The organism is Pseudomonas brassicacearum, from assembly GCF_000585995.1.
GTDB lineage: Bacteria > Pseudomonadota > Gammaproteobacteria > Pseudomonadales > Pseudomonadaceae > Aquipseudomonas > Aquipseudomonas brassicacearum_A.
Map to the genome: position 1 here is coordinate 5,125,393 of NZ_CP007410.1, position 20,255 is coordinate 5,145,647.

Genomic DNA, 20,255 nt, shown 5'->3' on the forward strand with positions numbered 1-20,255 from the left:
ATCGGCCCTTCGCGTGGGGTACAGCGTGTTTATGCGATAGAAACTGTCAATTGGACCGCTAGATGGCTCAGTTACGGGAAAAGTCGACGAAAGTGGCGATCACTTGGTCGATTTGCGCCGCGCTCACATCCATGTGCGTCACCATTCGCAGGCGTGGCGCTGCAACGAGCTTGACGCCCCGCTCGGCGGCAAACGCCTTGATCGCCTCAGCCCGCTCGCCCATTTGCACATACACCATGTTGGTCTGCACCGGCTCGACCTCGTAACCCGCCGCACGCAAGCCCTCGGCGAGCCGCTGGGCATTGGCGTGGTCATCGGCCAAGCGCTGGACCTGATGCTCCAGGGCATACAACCCCGCCGCCGCCAGGATCCCGGCCTGGCGCATGCCGCCGCCGACCATCTTGCGCAGCCGGCGCGCCTTGTCGATCAACTCAGCGCTGCCGCAAAGGACCGAGCCAATCGGAGCGCCGAGGCCCTTGGACAGGCACACCGAGACTGAATCAAAGTATTGGGTGATTTCCTGGGCATCGACATTCAGCTTGACGGCGGCGTTGTACAGCCGCGCGCCGTCCAGGTGCAAGGCCAAGCCATGCTCCTGGGTGAAACGTCGGGCCCGGGCCAGGTAATCCAGCGGCAGGACCTTGCCCTGCATGGTGTTTTCCAGGGCCAGCAGGCGGGTGCGGGCAAAGTGAAAGTCATCGGGTTTGATCGCCGCAGCCACTTGCGCCAGGTCCAGGGAGCCGTCCGCTTGCACCTCGAGGGGCTGAGGCTGGATCGACCCCAACACCGCCGCCCCGCCACCTTCGTATTTATAGGTATGGGCCTGCTGGCCGACGATGTATTCGTCGCCCCGCTCACAATGGGCCATCAACCCCAGCAGATTACTCATGGTGCCCGACGGCACGAACAGCGCCGCCGCGAACCCCAGGCGCCCGGCCAGTTCGGCCTCGAGACGATTGACGGTCGGGTCTTCGCCATACACATCGTCGCCGGTAGGCGCGCTGGCCATGGCATCCAGCATGGCGGCGGTGGGCTGGGTGACCGTGTCGCTGCGAAGATCGATAACGCTCATGAATCTGGCCTCGGGTTCTGGTGGGGGAATTCCCTTTCGAAGGGCAATTACTGCGGGCATAGCGGTGAATAATCAAGCCTGATCGAAGGAAAGCCTGAAGATTATCCAGAACTCCTGTGGGAGCGAGCTTGCTCGCGATAGCGGTGGTTCAGCTTGCCTTGATGCTGGCTGCAAAGGCGCCATCGCGAGCAAGCTCGCTCCCACAGGGGGATATGTGTTAAAAATCCCCCGCTGCCACAAACCATGGCGGCAAAACGTTCTCAGGGCGGGGTGCAACTCCCCACCGGCGGTAATTGCACGCAATGTGCATAGCCCGCGAGCGCTTGGCGGTACACGGTTTTTTATGTGTAACGGCAAGGTCAGCAGACCCGGTGTGATTCCGGGGCCGACGGTCATAGTCCGGATGAAGAGAGAACGGGATTGGTACCCAAGGGCCGACTGCGACTGTCTTGTACGCGGCGTACCCTCGAATCCCCTTCGATTCATGACGCCCTGTTTTTCACACAAACAGGAACCAGAACATGCAACCCACTGCAATCGACAGCAAAATCAAAAGCCATCCGGGCGAGCGCGTCGCGTTCATCCAGGCCTGCTGGCACAAGGAAATCGTCGACCAAAGCCGTAAAGGCTTCGTCGCTGAAATGCTCATCCAGGGCTATCAGGAAAGCGATATCGACTTCTTCGAAGTCGGCGGCGCCTTCGAAATCCCGCTGCACGCCAAGCTGCTGGCCAAGTCAGGCCGTTACGCCGGCATCGTCGCCGCCGGCCTCGTGGTGGACGGCGGCATCTACCGTCATGAGTTCGTCGCCCAATCGGTCATCAGCGGCTTGATGCAGGTTCAACTGGAAACCGAAGTACCGGTGTTTTCGGTCGTACTCACGCCGCATCACTTCCATGCCGGGGAAGAGCATCAGAAATTCTTCTTCGAGCATTTTGTGCACAAGGGCCAGGAAGCGGCAAAGACCTGTGCCGACACCCTGCACAAGACCCGAGCGCTGCGTCGTAGTGAGCAGCGGGCGGTAGCGGTCTAAAAGCCACTAAAAAACCTGTGGGAGCGGGCTTGCTCGCGATGACGGCGTATCAGTCACCTTCAACTTCGACTGGAACACCGCTATCGCGAGCAAGCTCGCTCCCACAATGGTTCGGTGTGAGCTTCAGGCCAGGTTTTCATCCGTCGCCGGCACGATCAGAATCCCCGCCCGCAAGCCATTCTTGACCTTGGGGTTCGGGAAGATGATCCGCGCGCCCTCTTCTTCGATGACCCAGCGGGTCTGGGCGATGTCCTCGGCCAGGACATAGCCTTTGCCCAACTCCGAGAAGTTCTCGACGTCCGCCGGCAGGTTCAGGCGGAAGCTGTCGCTGTGCTTGATGATTTCCCGCGCCACGCTGAACAGCTGCAGGCCATCCAACCCTTCGTCCAGCTCAGGTTCGTTGCCTTCGATGATCTGGTGAAGACGGGTTTCCAGAGGGCCGACGTTGACGCCGTCGTTCTCCCCGAACGGCCGGGCCTTGCCCAGTTCGAGGGTGAAGGACTCGGCACCGAGTTGGTCGTAGGTGTAGGCGCTGAACACGATGGACGGCTTGTTTTGCAGCAACACCGCCTCCATGCCCGCCGCACGCAGGCGCGCCAGTTCCCGGCGTGAATGCTGGCGACCTTCTTTCCACGGGTACAAGGCGAACTGCTCGATCTTCGAGCCGCGGATGGCGGTGTGCAGGTCGTAATGCAAGCGACTGCGTTCGGGCCGACTGAAAAAACTGGCGGCCAGCCGTTCCAGCTCACACGCCCGCAGCGCCTCGGCGCCACCGCTCAGTTCATGGCGGCCATTGAACAGCCGGTTGACGTCCTGTTCGACGAAGCGCTCACCGCGCCGGATGGCCTCGGGGTTGCCGAACAGAAACAGAATGCGTGCCCGAGGTTTCAAGTTTCCCCGGGCGATGTCATGCAGCAAACGGTCGAGCAATTCGATGGGGGCGGTTTCGTTGCCGTGGATACCGGCCGAGAGCAGCAGGTCCAGGCCATTATCCCGAGCCTCGGGCGGCTTGACCTCCAGCGCGCCCTCGCTCAACCAGCGCATCCGTACGCCTTCGACAGTCAGTTGAGTCTTCTCCGCCGGTTCACGGCCGGCGAGGGTCAGTTCAAGCAGTTTGCCGAGGGCGAGCATAGCGCGGTTTCCTTAATGGTCGTGGCCGCAATCCGGGCCATGGACATGGTCATCGTCGCCGACGTCCGCCGGTTCCATTTCCAGTTGCAGGCTGACCAGGTTGGTCGCCAATGGACGCAACAACAGGTTGGCGTATTCCTCGTCCCCTTCCTCGACGTCCACGCCGATCAGCAACTGACCGCGGCCGTCCTGCTGGATCCACAACTCCTTGCCTTGCCACATCACCGCGACGCGGGTGCAGGAGGTTTCCAGTTGGGTACCGTCGGTGTCTTCAAGGATCAGTTGCAGGGTATCGCTCATGTTTTACGTTCTCGTCTGGAGATAAAGGCAACGCGCCCTGCTTTGACTGTAGTCAGGTCGCGCGCGCTTTCAATTGATCTGGAAAGGATAAACCGCGCCAAGTTTAAGGATTTGTGTCAGTTCATCCAGTGCCCCACGGCATTCGAGCAGCAATTGCGGGTCCGCCAGATCGTTTTCGGTCATGCGGTCGCGGTAGTGCCGCTCGACCCATTGGGTCAGTGAATCGTACAACGGCGCGGTCATGATAACCCCTGGATTGACCGCCGCCAGTTCGGTTTCATTGAGGGCCACGCGCAACCTCAGGCACGCCGGGCCGCCACCGTTCTGCATGCTTTGCTTGAGGTCAAAGACCTTCACTTCGCGAATCACCCCGCCCGCGCCCGTCAGGCCTTGCAGGTATTGCCAGACGCGCTCGTTGCTGCGGCATTCTTCCGGCACGATCAACAGCATCGAGCCGTCGGGGCGCGACAGCAGCTGGCTATTGAACAGGTAGGAACGTACCGCATCATCCACCGTCACCGCCGAACGCGGCACACACACCGACTGAAATTTCCCACCGACTTTGGCGAGTTTGCTGCTCAATTCGGCCAACATCTTGTCGGTCTCGAGAAACGCATCCTCGTGATAGAACAACACTTCGCCATTGCCCACCGCGATCACGTCGTTGTGGAATACGCCCTGATCGATCACCGACGGATTCTGCTGCGCGTACACCACGCCCTCCTCCCTCAGCCCATGCAAGCGGGCAACGGCCTGGGAGGCTTCCAGTGTCTGGCGCGCCGGGTACTTCTGCGGTGCCGGGTAACGGCTGTCGAAGGCACTGCGCCCGTACACGAAAAACTCCACGCCAGCTTCGCCGTAGGCGCGGCAGAAACGGGTGTGGTTGGCCGCCCCCTCGTCGCCGAACTGCGCCACTGCCGGCAACGCGGCGTGGTGGGCGAAGTGCTGCTGATCGGCAAACATCGCCCCCAACACGCGACTGGTGGTCGGGTGTTCGATGCTGCGGTGGTATTTGCAGTTCAGGTTGGCGGCGGTGAAATGCACGCGACCGTCGGCGGTGTCGGCACTCGGGCTGACAGTGGCGGCGTTGGCCACCCACATGCTGGAGGCCGAGCAACTGGCGACCAACAGCGGCATCGCTTCTTTCGCAGCCCGCTCAATGACCTGGGCATCGCTGCCAGCAAAGCCCAACCGGCGCAGGGCCGCCACGTCCGGGCGCTCCTGTGGCGCCAGCACACCTTGCTGGAAACCCATGTCCATCAGCGCTTTCATTTTCGCCAGGCCCTGCAACGCCGCTTCCTTGGGGTTGGAGGACTGCTGGCTGTTGCTCTGGGACGCGACGTTGCCGTACGAGAGCCCGCCGTAGTTATGGGTCGGCCCCACTAGACCGTCAAAGTTGACTTCATAGGATTTCATCAGCGAGGCTCCACGAGAATCTGTTTTTTATAGGCATCAAATAACAACCGCGGCGCGGCTATCGCGAGCAAGCTCGCTCCCACATGGATTGCAAAAGGCCCTGTGGGAGCGAGCTTGCTGGCGATCGGGGTTCACACCATTCGCACGCCGGGGGTCAGGGCAGCCGGCATGACAAGGCTCGGGGTCTCCAGGGAAGCCACCGGGTACGCGCAGTAATCAGCCGCGTAATAAGCACTGGCGCGATGGTTGCCCGAGGCGCCGACACCGCCGAACGGTGCGCTGCTGGCAGCACCCGTCAGCTGTTTGTTCCAGTTGACGATACCGGCGCGGCTCTGCAGCCAGAACTGTTGGTAATGCTCCTGGGAATCGGACAGCAGTCCGGCCGCCAGACCGTATTGGGTGTTGTTGGCCTCGGCGATGGCTGCAGGGAAGTCCGTGTAGCGAATCACCTGCAACAACGGTCCGAACAACTCTTCGTCAGGCCGCTCGGTCACCGCTGTCACATCCAGGATACCCGGCGTCAGCAACGCCGCCTGGACCTGGGGTTGGGTCATGGCCAGCAGCGCCACGGCGCCGAGGCCGAGCAAATGGTTTTGCGCATCCATCAGCGCCTTCGCCGCGCCCAGGGAAATCACCGAGCCCATGAACGGCGCTGGCTGCTGGTCAAAGGCGCCCACTTCAATCGTCGAGCTGACCGCCACCAGGCGCGCCAGCAAGGCATCGCCCCACGGGCCTTGCGGCACCAACAGACGACGCGCGCAGGTGCAGCGTTGGCCAGCAGAAATGAACGCAGACTGGATGATGGTGTAGACCGCCGCGTCGACGTCCGCCACCTCATCCACCACCAGCGGGTTGTTACCGCCCATTTCCAGCGCCAGGATCTTGTCCGGACGACCGGAAAACTGCTGATGCAACAGATTGCCGGTGCGGCTGGAGCCGGTGAAGAACAGCCCGTCGATGCCCGGGTTGGCCGCCAGGGCGATACCGGTCTCCCGCGCGCCTTGCAGCAGGTTCAACACGCCGGCCGGCAAACCGGCCTCGACCCAGCACTTGACCGTCAGCTCGGCGACTTTTGGCGTGAGTTCACTTGGCTTGAACAGCACACTGTTGCCGGCCAGCAGGGCCGGGACGATGTGACCGTTGGGCAAGTGGCCAGGGAAGTTGTAAGGACCGAACACCGCCACCACACCATGAGGCTTGTGGCGTAGCACGGCGGTGGCGTCACCCAGGGGGCCGCTCTTTTCGCCGGTCCGCTCACGGTAGCTCTGCACCGAAATAGCCACTTTGTTGATCATGCTGGTGACTTCGGTGGCCGCTTCCCACAACGGCTTGCCGGTTTCCTCACCGATGCAATGGGCCAGTTCGTCAGCGTGATTCTTCAGGGCCGCGGCAAAGGCTTCCAGCACTTGGATGCGCTCGTCCAGCGAACGCCGGGCCCAGTCCGGGAACGCCTGGCGGGCGGCCTGCACCGCCGACTCCACTTGCGCCGCCGTAGCGCCCTTGCCGGCCCACAGCACCTGCTGGGTCACCGGATTCAACGACTCAAAGAGGTCGCCCTGGCCTTCCAGCCAACTGCCTGCGATGTACAGCGACTTCATTATTTCGACTCCCGAGCAGCAGACAACGCGACGGCACGCACCTGATCGCCAGCGTTGAGTTGAAGACGTTTGGCGGTCAGCGGATCGACCACCAGGGTGCCCGCGGCAAAACGTGCCGGTGCAGCCGTGATGCGGCAGTCTTCGCGCTTGCGGTTATGAATGAGGAATGGCGTAGCGTCGTCGCCCGGCGTACCAATGGCCAGGACCAGCGCCTGGCTGTCGCGGATCGCACGGATCTTGCCGGTTTCGCACTCCACCGCCGGGCCGGCGTCGAAGATGTCGACGTAACCCTGGTAGCTGAAACCTTCGCTCTTGAGCATTGACAGAGCCGGTTCCGTATCAGGGTGCACCTGGCCGATCACGGCCCGGGCATCTTCGGACAAGAAACAGGTGTACAGCGGGAACTTGGGCATCAATTCGGCGATGAATGCTTTGTTGCCCACGCCGGTCAGGTAATCGGCCTGGCTGAACTCCATTTTGAAGAAATGCCGGCCCAGGCTTTCCCAGAACGGCGAACGTCCGTTGTCGTCGGACATGCCGCGCATCTCGGCGATGATCTTGTTGCCAAACAACTGCGGGAACTCGGCAATGAACAACAGCCGCGCCTTGGCCAGCATGCGACCGTTGAGGCCACTGCGGAAGTCGGCGTGGAGGAACAGTGAACACAGTTCGGAATTGCCAGTCAGGTCGTTGGCTAAAAACAGGGTCGGGATTTCCCGGTAGATGTTCAATTCCTGGGAGGCACTGACCGTCAGGCCGACCCGGAAGTTGTACCAGGGCTCACGCAGCCCCACGGCGCCGGCGATGGCGGAAATGCCCACTACGCGACCGTCATCGTCTTCGAGCACGAACAGGTAGTCCGCATCACCGCGCCCGGCTTCGCCGCGAAAGGTCTTCTCGGCCCAACCGACCCGATGGGCCAGGCGCTCTTCGTTGGCCGGCAAGGTGGTCAGGCCGGTGCCGGTGCTGCGGGCCAAGGCGATCAGAGCGGGTAAGTCGCTGCTGCGTACGGGACGAACGATCATGCTATCTCCTCAAACGGGTCGCTCTCGGCCACCCGCGAAACTCAGCTGTAAGGCGTTAAACCGCCACCAGGCGCACGCTGGCACCTTCGCCAACGCCCAAGGCCTCGGCCGCTTCCATGTCCAACGTCACAGGCTTGCCCGGCGCGTAATCGAGCTCGAGCAGCACGGCGCGGTAATCCTGCAATTGCGCATTGGCCACCAGGTATTGCCGGCCGGCGCCCTTGACCGGTTCGCCGATCTTCACCGGCACCACGCGGCTCTGGGCAATCGAACGGATCCCCGAGACACGGGCATGCAGAGTCGGGCCACCGTCAAAGATGTCGATGTAGTGATCGGTCTCGAAACCTTCGCGCATCAGGATGTCGAAGGTGATCTGCGCGCGCGGATGGACCTGGCCCATGGCTTCCTGGGCGGCGTCCGGCAATAGCGGCACGTAGATCGGGTAATGGGGCATCAGTTCGGCGAGGAAGGTACGGCTTTTCAGCCCGCACAAGCGCTCGGCGGCGGCGTAGTTGAGGTCGAAGAAGTTGCGACCGATGGCGTCCCAGAACGGTGAATCGCCATTTTCATCGCTGTAGCCGACGATCTCGGTCACCACCGAATCGGCAAACCGCTCCGGATGGCTGGCGACGAACAACAGGCGCCCACGGGAATTGAGTTCCGACCACGGCGACCCCACCAGCTCCGGCACCACGTAGAAACTGGTCAGCAGGCTGTTGCCGGTCAGGTCGTGGCACTGGGAAAGCACGTGGATCTTGTTGTGGATCTTCAGCTCACGGGAGGCGTGAACAAAAGTCTCGTTGCGAAAACTGTAGAAGGGTTCGGAATATCCAGCCGAAGCGACAATCGCCGAACAGCCCGCCAGCTTGCCGGTCGCAGTGTCTTCAAGGACAAAGAAATAGCTTTCTTCGCCATTGAAGCTGACTTCGGCGGCAAACGAGGCTTCGCTAGCGGCGATCTTGTCGCTCAGGCGTTCCACGTCATCCGGCAAGGAAGTGACACCGATCGGACTGTCCGCAGCCAGACGCTGTACCTCGCCCAGATCAGCCATTTGCGCGGGGCGCATCACCAGCATGGTGTCACTCCTTAACTTGAAATAAACGGTTCGACCATTGGGTCGATACATGAAAAAAAATACCGGACCGACTACCGCATCCGTTCGAGTGTGGGAGCGGGCTTGCTCGCGAAGAGGCCATCACTTTCAACGGAGATGTTGACTGATCGATCGCCTTCGCGGGCAAGCCCGCTCCCACATTTGGATCCTGTCCGGCCTTAAGGAATCAGGCTTGCGTCAGCTTCGCCGCCGCCCGCTCGAAGCGGTCCAGGCCGGCATCGATGTCGGCGTCTTCCACCACCAGGCTCGGGGCGAAGCGAATCACGTCCGGGCCGGCTTGCAGAATCATCAGGCCTTCCTGTTCGGCGGCGTTGAAAATGTCCTTGGCCTTGCCTTTCCAGGCGTCGTTCAGCACGCAGCCGATCAGCAGCCCCAAGCCGCGCACCTGGGTGAACAGGCCGTACTTCTCGCCGATCTGCTCCAGGCGAGCCTTGAACTTGTCGTGCTTGGCCTTGACGCCGGCGAGCACTTCAGGGGTATTGACCACATCGATCACCGCTTCGGCCACCGCGCAAGCCAGCGGGTTGCCGCCGTAGGTGGTGCCGTGGGTACCGACGACCAGATGCTTGGCCAGCGCTTCGGTGGTGAGCATCGCCGCGATCGGGAAACCACCGCCCAGGCTCTTGGCGCTGGTGAGGATGTCCGGGACCACGCCGTAATGCATGTAGGCGAACAGGTGGCCGCTGCGGCCCATACCGGTCTGCACTTCATCGAACACCAGCAGCGCGTCGTGGGCATCGCACAGGTCGCGGGCGCCTTGCAGGTAGGCCAGTTCAGCCGGCAGCACGCCGCCCTCGCCCTGGATCGGTTCCAGCACCACGGCACAGGTCTTGTCCGAAATAGCCGCTTTCAAAGCAGCCAGGTCGTTGTAAGGAACGTGGGTGATGCCGGTAATTTTAGGACCGAAACCGTCGGAGTACTTCGACTGCCCGCCGACGTTGACGGTGAACAGGGTGCGGCCGTGGAAACTGTTGAGCGCGGCGATGATTTCGTATTTTTCGCTGCCGAAACGATCGAACGCGACACGACGGGCCAGCTTGAAGGCGGCCTCGTTGGCTTCAGCGCCGGAGTTGCAGAAGAACGCACGTTCGGCAAAGGTTGCGTTGACCAGCTTATGGGCCAGACGCAGGGCTGGCTCGTTGGTGAACACGTTGGACACATGCCACAGCTTGTGGGCCTGTTCGGTCAAGGCTGCGACCAGCACCGGATGGGCATGGCCCAGTACGTTGACTGCGATACCGCCAGCGAAGTCGATCAACTCGCGACCGGACTGGTCCCATACGCGGGAACCGGCACCCCGCACAGGGATGAAGGCAGCAGGTGCATAGTTGGGAACCATCACCTGGTCGAAATCGGCGCGTTGTACCGCGGCTTGCTCAACGGACATCGGAGTCTCCTGAAGAGGAACACCCGCCTGGAACTGGCGAGCTTGGTAAGGATTGTAAGGACAGTTTTCAGCCCGGCCTTGCCGCCAAGCGACAACTTCTTATAGCGCCAACCCACGTTTTTCGCGGGTTTACGGCAATGCGACAAATAGCGTCGCAAAGGCGCAGTTTAAACGTTGCCAAGGGATTTGAGGCACCTGCATCCATATTTCCCTGGCCAGCCACAACTGGAACTTGAGAGGAGTTATCTGTGGCGAGGGAGCTTGCTCCCGCTGGGGCGCGCAGCGTCCCCCAGAAAAGCCCCCGATCAATCTGACGCACCGGTGTTACCGTTTGGGTCCGCTTCGCGGCCCAGCGGGAGCAAGCTCCCTCGCCACAGGTAAGTTGCCTTACCACAAGAGCCTTATCTGCCCTAGCCCCGCTCGGACGGCACCGACGACAATTCGAACGGGCTGCTGCTGCGCCGCTGGTTGCGATCTTCCCGCGGCGTGGCGCCGAAGAAGTTACGGTAGGCGCTGGAGAAATGCGGCCCCGAGGAAAACCCGCAGGACAGGCCGATCTGGATGATGGATTTGCTGGTCTGCATCAGCATCTGCCGGGCCTTGTTCAGGCGCAGCTCCAAGTAGTACTGGCTTGGCACGCGGTTGAGGTATTGCTTGAAGATCCGCTCCAACTGCCGACGAGACACGCACACATGCTGGGCGATCTCATCAGTGGTCAGTGGCTCCTCGATGTTGGCTTCCATCAGCAGCACCGCCTGGGTGAGCTTCGGATGGCTGGAGCCGAGACGGTTCTGCAACGGGATGCGCTGACGCTCGCCACCTTCACGGATGCGCTCGACCACCAGTTCTTCCGACACGGCACCGGCCAGCTCCGCGCCATGATCCCGGGCCAGCACCGCCAGCAACAGGTCGAGCACCGACATGCCACCGCACGCGGTCAGGCGATCGCGATCCCAGTCGAACAGGTGGCTGGTGGCGATGACTTTGGGGAAACGCTCGGCGAAGTCGTCCTGCCAGCGCCAGTGCACGGCGGCGCGGTAACCATCGAGCAAACCCAGCTGGGCCAGGGGATAGACACCGGCGGACAAGCCACCAATCACACAACCGGCACGCACCAGTTGCTTGAGGGCGCTGCTCAGGGGCGACGCCAGCGCGGTCGGTGGCTCATCGGCCAGCAGGAATAACTTCTGGAAACCTTCGAGCTTGCCGGCCCAGGGTTCGCCCGGCAGCTGCCAGGCGCCTTCGACCGGCGCTTCGGCCTGCAAGAACGACAGTTCGTAGACCACATCCGGATGCACCCGCTGAGCAACACGCAAGGCCTCCTCGGCCAGCGCCAGCGTCAAGGCTTTAGTGCTGGGCCAAATCAGGAAACCAATTCGATGGGCAGTCATGGCGGGCAATCCGAAGCGAAAACAGTGTTAAAGCCAAAAGCGGCTGCAACCAAATTAGACCATCTGGCGCGCCGCGCGCAGCATGACCCAAATCAGGTGCGAAACGGGAGCGATTACTTGAGGCTGCCCGAAAGAAATTGCTGCAGGCGCTCCGATTGCGGATTGACCAGCACTTCACGTGGGTTGCCGCTTTCTTCGACGACGCCTTTGTGCAGGAACACCAGCTGGTTCGACACCTCGCGGGCAAAGCCCATTTCGTGGGTCACCACCACCATGGTCCGGCCTTCCAGGGCCAGGGCCTGCATCACTTTGAGCACATCGCCCACCAACTCCGGATCGAGGGCCGAAGTGGGCTCGTCGAACAGCATCACTTCTGGCTCCACCGCCAACGCCCGGGCAATCGCCACCCGCTGCTGTTCACCGCCAGACATATGGCCCGGGTAGGCGTCCTTGCGATGCGCCACGCCGACCTTGTTCAGGTAATACTCGGCCTTTTCGCGCGCCTCGGCCTTGGCCACGCCCAACACATGCACCGGCGCTTCCATGATGTTTTCCAGCGCGGTCATGTGGGACCACAGATTGAAATGCTGGAACACCATCGACAGCCGCGAACGCATGCGCTGCAGCTGCTTGGCGTCCGCGGCCTTCAATGCGCCGTCCTTGCCGGCAACCAGTTTCAGCTCTTCGTTGTTGAGCAGAATCTTGCCGGCATGGGGTTGCTCGAGCAGGTTGATGCAACGCAGGAAAGTACTTTTGCCAGAGCCACTGGAGCCGATGATGCTGATCACATCACCGGCGGCGGCTTTCAGGGACACGCCCTTGAGCACTTCGTGACTGCCATAGCGTTTATGCAGGTCTTGGACTTCAAGCTTGTACATGCGGTCGGTTCTCACAAAACGTCAGTCGTTGAGCAGTCGATCGGATCGATGCGTTATCAGTGCTTGCGCGGCGCCAGGTAGCCCAGCCAGCGGCGCTCGGCCAGTTTGAACAGGCGCACCAAGATGAAGGTCAGGCACAGGTAGAAAGCGCCGGCCGTGATGTAGGCCTCGAACGGCAAGTAATACTGCGCATTCACCGTACGCGCCGCGCCGGTGATGTCGATCAGGGTCACGATGGATGCCAGGCTGGTGGTCTGCAACATCATGATCACTTCGTTGCTGTATTGCGGCAGCGCCCGACGCAAGGCCGACGGCAGCAGGATCCGGCGATACAGCTTGTAGCGCGACATGCCCATGGCCTTGGCCGCTTCGATCTCACCATTAGGCGTGGCCCGCAGGCTGCCGGCGATGATTTCGGCGGTGTAGGCGCTGGTGTTGATGGCGAACGCCAGGCACGCACAGAAGGTAGCGCTGGACAGCCACGGCCAGAGGAAGCTCTCGCGCACAACCGCAAACTGCGCCAACCCGTAGTAGATCAGGAACAGCTGCACCAGCATCGGCGTGCCGCGAATCACGTAGGTGTAGAGCCAGGCCGTCATGTTGACGAACGGCTGCTTGGACACGCGCATCAGCCCCAGGGGCAGCGCCGCCAGCAGACCGAAGAACAGCGACAGGGCCAGCAGCTTCAAGGTGGTCAGCAGGCCACCGAAGTACAGCGGCAAGGCTTCATAGATGACGTTGTAGTCGAAGATCATAGATCAGCCGCCCTTACGCCTACCGAGTAGCGCTTCTCAAGGTGACGCAATGCCAGCAACGAGACACTGGTGATCACCAGGTACATCGCCGCCACTGCGAGGAAGAAGGTGAAAGGCTCACGAGTGGCATCCGCCGCCTGCTTGGCCTTGAACATCATGTCTTGCAGGCCCACCACGGAAATCAGCGCGGTGGCCTTGGTCAATACCAGCCAGTTGTTGGTAAAGCCCGGAATCGCCAGGCGAATCATCTGCGGCACCAACACCCGGAAAAACACCTGGAAGCCGCTCATGCCATACGCCATGCCCGCCTCGGCCTGCCCCTTGGGGATCGCCATGAACGCGCCGCGAAAGGTTTCCGACAGGTACGCACCGAAGATGAAACCCAGGGTACCGATACCGGCCGCCAGCGGGTTCAGGTCGATGTAATCGTCATAACCGAGCATCGGCGCCACGCGATTGAGCAGGTCCTGGCCACCGTAGAAAATCAGCAGGATCAGCACCAGGTCGGGAATGCCGCGAATGACCGTGGAATACAGGTCACCCAGCCACGCCAGCCAACGCACCGGCGAGAGGCGCAACGCGACACCAATCAGCCCCAGGACGATGGCCAGGGCCATGGACGACAAGGCGAGCTGAAGCGTCAACCATGCGCCATCGAGGATGACAGCCCCGTAGCCTTTCAACATGATTCAGGTCCTCGAATGTGGGATGAAAAAATGGCGCAAACCGCAGAGATCCTGTTGCTTGCGCCATTTCGCACGAGTGGCGGGACGGTGTTACTTGCCGTAGATGTCGAAGGCGAAGTACTTGTCCTGGATTTGCTTGTATTTGCCGTTCTCGCGAATGGCAGCGATTGCACTGTTGATCTTGTCCTTCAGCGCATCGCCCTTGCGAACCGCGATACCTACGCCGTCGCCGAAGTATTTGACGTCGGTGAAAGCCGGACCCACGAACGCAAAGCCTTTGCCAGCGTCGGTTTTCAGGAAACCGTCATCCAGCAGCGTAGCGTCTGCCACGGTGCCGTCGAGACGGCCGGCGGAGACATCCAGGTAAATCTCGTTCTGCGAACCGTAAGGCTTGATCTCGGCACCCAGCGGAGCCAGGACTTCGCGGGCAAAACGCTCGTGAATCGAACCGCGCTGCACGCCGATGTTCTTGCCCTTGAGCTCGGTCAGGCCGTCGCTGACCTGGGTACCGGCCTTCATCACCAGACGGGCCGGGGTGTTGTAGTACTTGTTAGTGAAATCAACGGATTTCTTGCGATCTTCAGTGATCGACATGGACGACAGGATCGCGTCGATCTTGCGCACCTTGAGTGCCGGGATCAGACCGTCGAATTCCTGCTCGACCCACACGCACTTGACCTTCATCTCTTCGCACAGCGCATTGCCGATGTCGTAGTCGAAACCGACGATGCTGCCATCCGGGGCTTTCGAGGCAAACGGAGGGTAAGCCGCTTCGATGCCGATCTTCACAGGCTTTTCATCGGCGAATGTCGACAGGGACAGCACGGACAGTGCCAGGGCGCCAAGCAGCACAAGTTTCTTCATCTTGGGACTCCATCGGTAAAGGGCAAAAACGGCAGAGTGAGCAACAGCCCAATATGCGAATGGGTGGAACGAACTTTGGTGCTGCGTCCTAGGAAGCCGACGTTTTATTCAACGCGGGCCACGACGAGCGAGTGATCGGCATTCTAACGACAGGCCCGAAGCCGATATTTCTTCAATGCGACAACAAATTACAGAAGCACCGAGAAAGCGGATCGAGCACATTGACAGCCCCGCAAATTCATGCAAGAGCAAAAGAAGGGAAACCGATCTATGCTGCAAATAGCGGGCCCATTATTCGCAAACCCTTCTAATCCGGCAAGCACAGCGTGTCGGCTTATTTTATCCGAGGCCAGGAAAGGCGCTGAAACAGGGCTTCGCGTTTCACATCGCCCCGTTGTGGCGCCTTTGGTTACACATTTCGAAACATCGGTAACGTTCGGACACCTCCTACTTTAAACGCCGATATTTATTCATCCACCAAACCTGTGGTGAGGGAGCTTGCTCCCGCTGGGCTGCGCAGCAGCCCCAAACCAGACCCAACAGTCATTCGAACACCAACCTGTGGCGAGGGGATTTATCCCCGTTGGGCTGCGAAGCAGCCCCCAAGATCCCCAACTCATTCTTCCTGATACACCGCGTTGCCTGGTTTCAGGGCCGCTTCGCGACCCAACGGGGATAAATCCCCTCGCCACAGGTTTGGTGCTCGACAGCCATAAAAAAGCCCCGCCAGGCAAATGCCAGGCGGGGCTTCTTGAGATCACAAACCGCCGTCAGGCGACGTTCATGGTCTTGTGCGTCTCGATCAAGTGCGCCACCACACTCGGATCGGCCAGGGTGGAGATATCACCCAACCCGTCGTATTCCGCCGTGGCGATCTTGCGCAGGATACGGCGCATGATCTTGCCGGAACGGGTTTTCGGCAGGCCCGGGGCCCACTGGATAACATCCGGCGAAGCAATCGGACCGATTTCCTTGCGCACCCAATTCTTCAGTTCCAGGCGCAGGGCTTCGCTGGTTTCTTCGCCGGCGTTCAGGGTGACGTAGACATAAATGCCCTGCCCCTTGATGTCGTGCGGCACACCGACCACCGCCGCTTCGGCGACTTTCGGGTGGGCGACCATGGCGCTTTCGATCTCGGCGGTACCCATGCGGTGGCCGGACACGTTGAGCACGTCATCCACCCGACCAGTGATCCAGTAGTAGCCGTCCTCGTCGCGACGCGCACCGTCGCCGGTGAAGTACATACCGCTGAAGGTCTTGAAGTAGGTATCGACAAAACGGTCGTGGTCGCCGTACAGCGTACGAGCCTGGCCTGGCCACGAATCAAGGATCACCAGGTTGCCTTCGGCAGCGCCGTCGATCAGGTTGCCGAGGTTGTCCACCAGCGCCGGCACCACACCGAAGAATGGACGCGTGGCCGAACCCGGTTTCAACGCCGTAGCGCCCGGCAATGGACTGATCAGCACGCCACCGGTTTCGGTCTGCCACCAGGTGTCGACGATCGGGCAACGTTCCTTGCCGACATTCTTGTAGTACCAGTCCCAGGCTTCCGGGTTGATCGGCTCACCCACCGAACCCAACAGGCGCAGGCTGCTGCCATCGGCGCCTTCGACAGCGGCGGTGCCCGAAGCCATCATCGCGCGGATAGCGGTCGGCGCGGTGTAGAGGATGTTGACCTTGTGCTTGTCGATGACCTTGGCCACCCGAGTGATATCCGGGTAGTTCGGTACGCCTTCGAACAGCAGCGTGGTCGCGCCGTTGGCCAGCGGGCCGTAGACGATATAACTGTGGCCGGTGACCCAGCCGACGTCGGCGGTGCACCAGTAGACGTCACCTGGCTTGTAGTCGAACACGCGCTCATGGGTCAGCGCCGCATACAGCAAATAGCCGGCCGTGGTGTGCTGCACGCCCTTGGGCTTGCCGGTGGAACCGGAGGTGTAGAGGATGAACAGCGCCTCTTCAGCGCCCATTTCCTTCGGCGCACAAACGGTGCCGGCCACTTTCATCAGGTCTTCGTACCAGATGTCGCGGTGCTGGTTCCACTTGATGCCACCACCGGTGCGCTTGCACACGATGACTTTCTGGATGCTGCTGGTTTCCGGATTGGTCAACGCGTCATCGACGTTGGCCTTGAGCGGGATCTTCTTGCCGGCGCGAACGCCTTCGTCGGCGGTGATCACCACTTTGGATTTGCAGTCGATGATCCGACCGGCCAGCGCTTCTGGCGAGAACCCGCCGAATACCACCGAGTGGATCGCACCGATCCGGGCACAGGCCAGCATGGCGACCACGGCCTCGGGGATCATTGGCATGTAGATCGTCACCACGTCGCCGCGATGCACGTCCTGGCCGCGCAGGGCGTTGGCGAACTTGCAGACTTCTTCATGCAGCTCGCGATAGGTGATGTTGCGGCTCTCGGCAGGGTCATCGCCCTCCCAGATAATCGCCACTTGATCACCGCGCTCGGCCAGATGACGGTCGAGGCAGTTGTAGGAAACGTTCAAGGTACCGTCGGCGAACCATTTGATATCGACATGGTGATCGTCGAAGGACGTCTGCTTCACCTTGGTGAAAGGCTGGATCCAGTCGAGGCGCTTGGCCTGCTCGCGCCAAAAGCCATCCGGGTTGACCACCGACTGTTGGTACATGGCCTTGTAGGTTGCCTCGTCAGTCAACGTAGTGGCCGCAACCTCGGGGCGAACGGGATACACAGAAGCCGCACTCATCTTTCTTACCTCGGTGACATAGTTGTTTTTGTATGGTCCCGTTGTAGCCCGGGGCGGGCCTATAGAACCATTCGACGATGGTAGTAACAAGTCCCTACAAAATGTCGGTACTAACGTGCAAGGCCCTGCCCGCAGGTATTTTCCCGTGTGGGGGCGAGCTTGCTCGCGATAGCGGCGGCACCTCCAACATTGATGTCACAGGCAACCACCGGACTCCGCAGCGATTATTACCAGATCAACCAACAGTGTTTATCAAAACCGAGTCTTTTTGCGCCCACCCCCACCCCCTAAAATCCACCTCGCCAACCGGCAAACACGATTAACGCAACACAGCCCCCACGAAGGCCGTTAATCCAACCTCCCAAACCTGCTCCACACGCAACCCCAAAAAGGTTGCGTGACCCCACTCGACCTCAAGAAAGGTGAATTAGATGAAAGCTTTATGGGTTCTGGTCCTCGGCAGCCTTTGCGCCACCGCAATGGCAGACGAAGTCCCGACCGATGTCGCACAGCAAAAACCGGCCATTGAGGAGTACACCTACTCCACCCACCTGGACATCGCCAAAGTCATCTCCATGAGCGACATCCCGAACGTCTGCGAAGTGGTCCCGGCGAAGATGGAATACGACGACTCCAAAGGCCAGCGCCACATCCTGCGCTACAGCGTCATGGGTAACGGCTGCTCCAACGGCTGATCAACGTCTAAACGAACCAGGAGCACCTATTATGAAAATCAAACTGTTCTTCGCCCTGATCCTGTCCGTACTGGCTGCGCATACCTTTGCCGCCGACGGTTTTGATCGCACCGGTTCCGCCACCGTCGCTGAAGACGGTTACGACAGCACCGGTTCCGCCACCGTCGCCGCCGACGGCTTCGATCACACCGGTTCAGCTCGCATTGGTTGATCATTAATGGCATTTTCCATGGCCCGGTTTCGACCGGGCCTGGTTGTGTCTGGAGCCGCCGAAAACCCTCCATAAACACAACATGTAGTGCAAAACCGTAAAAAACGCTCGTTTTTTGATCAAAAAAAACCGCCAGCCGACCCATGCAAAAAAAATCTTCAGCGGCCAAAGCCTTGTAAACCCTCGCTCCCACGCGGGAATGCCACCCACCAGCTCCTTCGTGGGCCATTTCGCCGCAGCACGTAGGCAAAAAAGTCCTTATAATGCCGCCTTAAACGGGCCTGCAATATTCCCTTACAGGGGATCACGCCAGCCTGAAGCCTACGCAGAGGCTCATCGCCTCCTTGTGTACACAGCCGCTTCAGAATGACCCGTACATTTTTCTGTTTATTGCCTGCGTCAGCTGCTGCAACAAACGATTTTTCAAGATCCACCGCGGCCAGTAGGCCTTCATCGGGCATCTGGCCCTCACGCAGGAGACGACACGTCATGCTGAGCTGGGACGAATTCGACAAAGAAGACGGCGAAGTTGCTGTAAAAGGCGCCAACGCCGGCCACGCTTCTGAAGCCAACATGGACCGCCTCGACAGCGCCGGCGGTGCCGCCGCCCTCGAAGCCCGGGCCGTGACGGCCAGCGACTCGGCCGCGATCATTCGCGCCAAGGCCGCCCTCGACAAACTCGACGTCGCCGAAGGCCTCGCCGAACTCGAAGGCGCCTCTGCCCGTGTCGCCGTCGATGAAAAGCGCATGATCAACTGCCGCGCCGACCTCAACCAGCTCGTGCCGTTCAAATACGACTGGGCCTGGCAGAAGTACCTGGACGGCTGCGCAAACCACTGGATGCCGCAAGAAGTCAACATGACCGCCGACATCGCCCTCTGGAAAACCCCGGAAGGCCTGACCGACGACGAGCGCCGCATCGTGATGCGCAACCTGGGCTTCTTCTCCACCGCCGACTCCCTGGTTGCCAACAACCTGGTCCTGGCCGTGTACCGCCTGATCACCAACCCGGAATGCCGCCAGTACATCCTGCGCCAGGCGTTCGAAGAGGCGATCCACACCCACGCCTACCAGTACTGCATCGAATCGCTGGCCATGGATGAAGGCGAAATCTTCAACATGTACCACGAGATCCCATCGGTCGCGAAAAAAGCCGCCTGGGGCCTGAAATACACCCGTTCGATCTCCGATCCGAAGTTCGAAACCGGCACCCCGGACACCGATAAAGAGTTGCTGCGCAACCTGATCGCCTACTACTGCGTCCTGGAAGGCATCTTCTTCTACTGCGGCTTCACCCAGATCCTCTCCATGGGCCGCCGCAACAAAATGACCGGCGTCGCCGAGCAGTTCCAATACATCCTGCGCGACGAATCCATGCACCTGAACTTCGGCATCGACGTGATCAACCAGATCAAAATCGAAAACCCGCACTTGTGGGATGCCGAGATGAAGGAAGAAGCGACCCAAATGATCCTGCAGGGTACGCAGCTGGAGATCGAATACGCCCGTGACACCATGCCTCGTGGGGTATTGGGCATGAACGCGGCGATGATGGAAGACTATCTGAAGTTCATCGCTAACCGTCGTTTGTCGCAGATTGGTCTGAAGGAAGAGTACCCAGGGACGACTAACCCGTTCCCTTGGATGAGCGAGATCATGGACTTGAAGAAAGAGAAGAATTTCTTTGAGACGCGAGTGATCGAGTATCAGACGGGTGGGGCTTTGAGCTGGGATTGATTTCGAGAGAGAAATCCTGAGCTGAACCGCCAGCGACTTAACTTAAAACCCCGTGAAAGCGGGGTTTTTTGTGTTCTGCAGAACCAAAGCCGCGTTTAACTCTGACGCAGGCGCGCTACCTTTGCCCTACGAAAAACTCAGAATCGTTCCGCATTGACGCCGTATCGCCTCGTTACTTATCTTAGTCACAGGTGCCTAAGAAACGCCCAACGTAGTAGCTAATCGCCAAACATAGAAG

At 60.4% G+C, this 20,255-nt stretch carries 19 protein-coding genes and 1 riboswitch; of the genes, 4 read left to right on the plus strand and 15 right to left on the minus strand.

Annotation, left to right across the window (positions count from 1 at the left end; all coding sequences use genetic code 11):
- Positions 1-67: 67 nt before the first annotated feature.
- Positions 68-1,072, minus strand: coding sequence for a low-specificity L-threonine aldolase (gene ltaE / locus CD58_RS21925; protein WP_025215100.1), 1,005 nt, complete (start codon positions 1,070-1,072; stop codon positions 68-70).
- A gap of 252 nt (positions 1,073-1,324) precedes the next feature.
- Positions 1,325-1,492: riboswitch (FMN riboswitch) on the plus strand.
- A 101-nt stretch (positions 1,493-1,593) separates the two neighbouring features.
- Here ltaE and CD58_RS21930 point away from each other — a divergent pair.
- A complete protein-coding gene (locus tag CD58_RS21930; RefSeq protein WP_025215101.1) occupies positions 1,594-2,103 on the plus strand; it encodes a 6,7-dimethyl-8-ribityllumazine synthase in 510 nt (169 codons plus the stop codon).
- Positions 2,104-2,226: 123 nt separating this feature from the next.
- Here CD58_RS21930 and astE read toward each other — a convergent pair whose 3' ends face one another.
- From astE to acs, 13 genes are all read right to left on the minus strand, one after another.
- Positions 2,227-3,234 (minus strand): succinylglutamate desuccinylase, encoded by a 1,008-nt coding sequence (gene astE, locus CD58_RS21935; protein WP_025215102.1) that lies wholly within the window; start codon positions 3,232-3,234, stop codon positions 2,227-2,229.
- 12 nt (positions 3,235-3,246) lie between these two features.
- Entirely contained in the window at positions 3,247-3,534 is a 288-nt protein-coding gene (locus CD58_RS21940) for a hypothetical protein (RefSeq protein ID WP_003178862.1), read from the minus strand.
- 69 nt (positions 3,535-3,603) lie between these two features.
- Positions 3,604-4,950 (minus strand): N-succinylarginine dihydrolase, encoded by a 1,347-nt coding sequence (gene astB / locus CD58_RS21945; RefSeq protein WP_025215103.1) that lies wholly within the window; start codon positions 4,948-4,950, stop codon positions 3,604-3,606.
- Between the two features lie 131 nt (positions 4,951-5,081).
- Positions 5,082-6,551 (minus strand): succinylglutamate-semialdehyde dehydrogenase, encoded by a 1,470-nt coding sequence (astD, locus tag CD58_RS21950; protein ID WP_200868934.1) that lies wholly within the window; start codon positions 6,549-6,551, stop codon positions 5,082-5,084.
- Positions 6,548-7,573, minus strand: a complete 1,026-nt coding sequence (astA, locus tag CD58_RS21955; RefSeq protein ID WP_018612658.1) for an arginine N-succinyltransferase — start codon at positions 7,571-7,573, stop codon at positions 6,548-6,550. The genes astD and astA overlap by 4 nt, the downstream gene beginning before the upstream one ends.
- A 55-nt stretch (positions 7,574-7,628) precedes the next feature.
- Positions 7,629-8,648, minus strand: coding sequence for an arginine/ornithine succinyltransferase subunit alpha (gene aruF / locus CD58_RS21960; protein WP_003178851.1), 1,020 nt, complete (start codon positions 8,646-8,648; stop codon positions 7,629-7,631).
- Between the two features lie 205 nt (positions 8,649-8,853).
- Positions 8,854-10,074 (minus strand): aspartate aminotransferase family protein, encoded by a 1,221-nt coding sequence (locus tag CD58_RS21965; RefSeq protein ID WP_025215105.1) that lies wholly within the window; start codon positions 10,072-10,074, stop codon positions 8,854-8,856.
- Positions 10,075-10,484: 410 nt separating this feature from the next.
- Positions 10,485-11,465, minus strand: coding sequence for a transcriptional regulator ArgR (gene argR / locus CD58_RS21970; RefSeq protein ID WP_025215106.1), 981 nt, complete (start codon positions 11,463-11,465; stop codon positions 10,485-10,487).
- 113 nt (positions 11,466-11,578) lie between these two features.
- Positions 11,579-12,343: an ABC transporter ATP-binding protein gene (locus CD58_RS21975; RefSeq protein WP_025215107.1), complete on the minus strand. Its 765-nt coding sequence runs from the start codon at positions 12,341-12,343 to the stop codon at positions 11,579-11,581.
- Between the two features lie 56 nt (positions 12,344-12,399).
- Entirely contained in the window at positions 12,400-13,098 is a 699-nt protein-coding gene (locus CD58_RS21980) for an ABC transporter permease (RefSeq protein ID WP_025215108.1), read from the minus strand.
- The gene (locus CD58_RS21985; protein WP_025215109.1) at positions 13,095-13,784 is read right to left on the minus strand and encodes an ABC transporter permease; all 690 of its coding nucleotides are present in this window, start codon (positions 13,782-13,784) and stop codon (positions 13,095-13,097) included. The genes CD58_RS21980 and CD58_RS21985 overlap by 4 nt, the downstream gene beginning before the upstream one ends.
- 90 nt (positions 13,785-13,874) lie before the next feature.
- Entirely contained in the window at positions 13,875-14,648 is a 774-nt protein-coding gene (locus CD58_RS21990) for an ABC transporter substrate-binding protein (protein WP_025215110.1), read from the minus strand.
- Between the two features lie 770 nt (positions 14,649-15,418).
- Positions 15,419-17,374: an acetate--CoA ligase gene (gene acs / locus CD58_RS21995; protein ID WP_025215111.1), complete on the minus strand. Its 1,956-nt coding sequence runs from the start codon at positions 17,372-17,374 to the stop codon at positions 15,419-15,421.
- A 431-nt stretch (positions 17,375-17,805) separates the two neighbouring features.
- Between acs and CD58_RS22000 the strand changes: the two genes are divergently transcribed.
- A complete protein-coding gene (locus tag CD58_RS22000) occupies positions 17,806-18,069 on the plus strand; it encodes a DUF2790 domain-containing protein (protein WP_025215112.1) in 264 nt (87 codons plus the stop codon).
- A 31-nt stretch (positions 18,070-18,100) separates the two neighbouring features.
- A complete protein-coding gene (locus CD58_RS22005; RefSeq protein WP_025215113.1) occupies positions 18,101-18,280 on the plus strand; it encodes a hypothetical protein in 180 nt (59 codons plus the stop codon).
- A 158-nt stretch (positions 18,281-18,438) separates the two neighbouring features.
- On the opposite strand, the gene CD58_RS30760 is transcribed toward CD58_RS22005, so the two are convergent.
- On the minus strand, positions 18,439-18,741 hold the full coding sequence (locus CD58_RS30760) for a hypothetical protein (RefSeq protein WP_144238608.1): 303 nt from the start codon (positions 18,739-18,741) through the stop codon (positions 18,439-18,441).
- A 28-nt stretch (positions 18,742-18,769) separates the two neighbouring features.
- Here CD58_RS30760 and CD58_RS22010 point away from each other — a divergent pair, with 28 nt between their 5' ends.
- Entirely contained in the window at positions 18,770-20,017 is a 1,248-nt protein-coding gene (locus tag CD58_RS22010) for a ribonucleotide-diphosphate reductase subunit beta (RefSeq protein WP_025215114.1), read from the plus strand.
- The last annotated feature ends 238 nt before the right edge of the window (positions 20,018-20,255 follow it).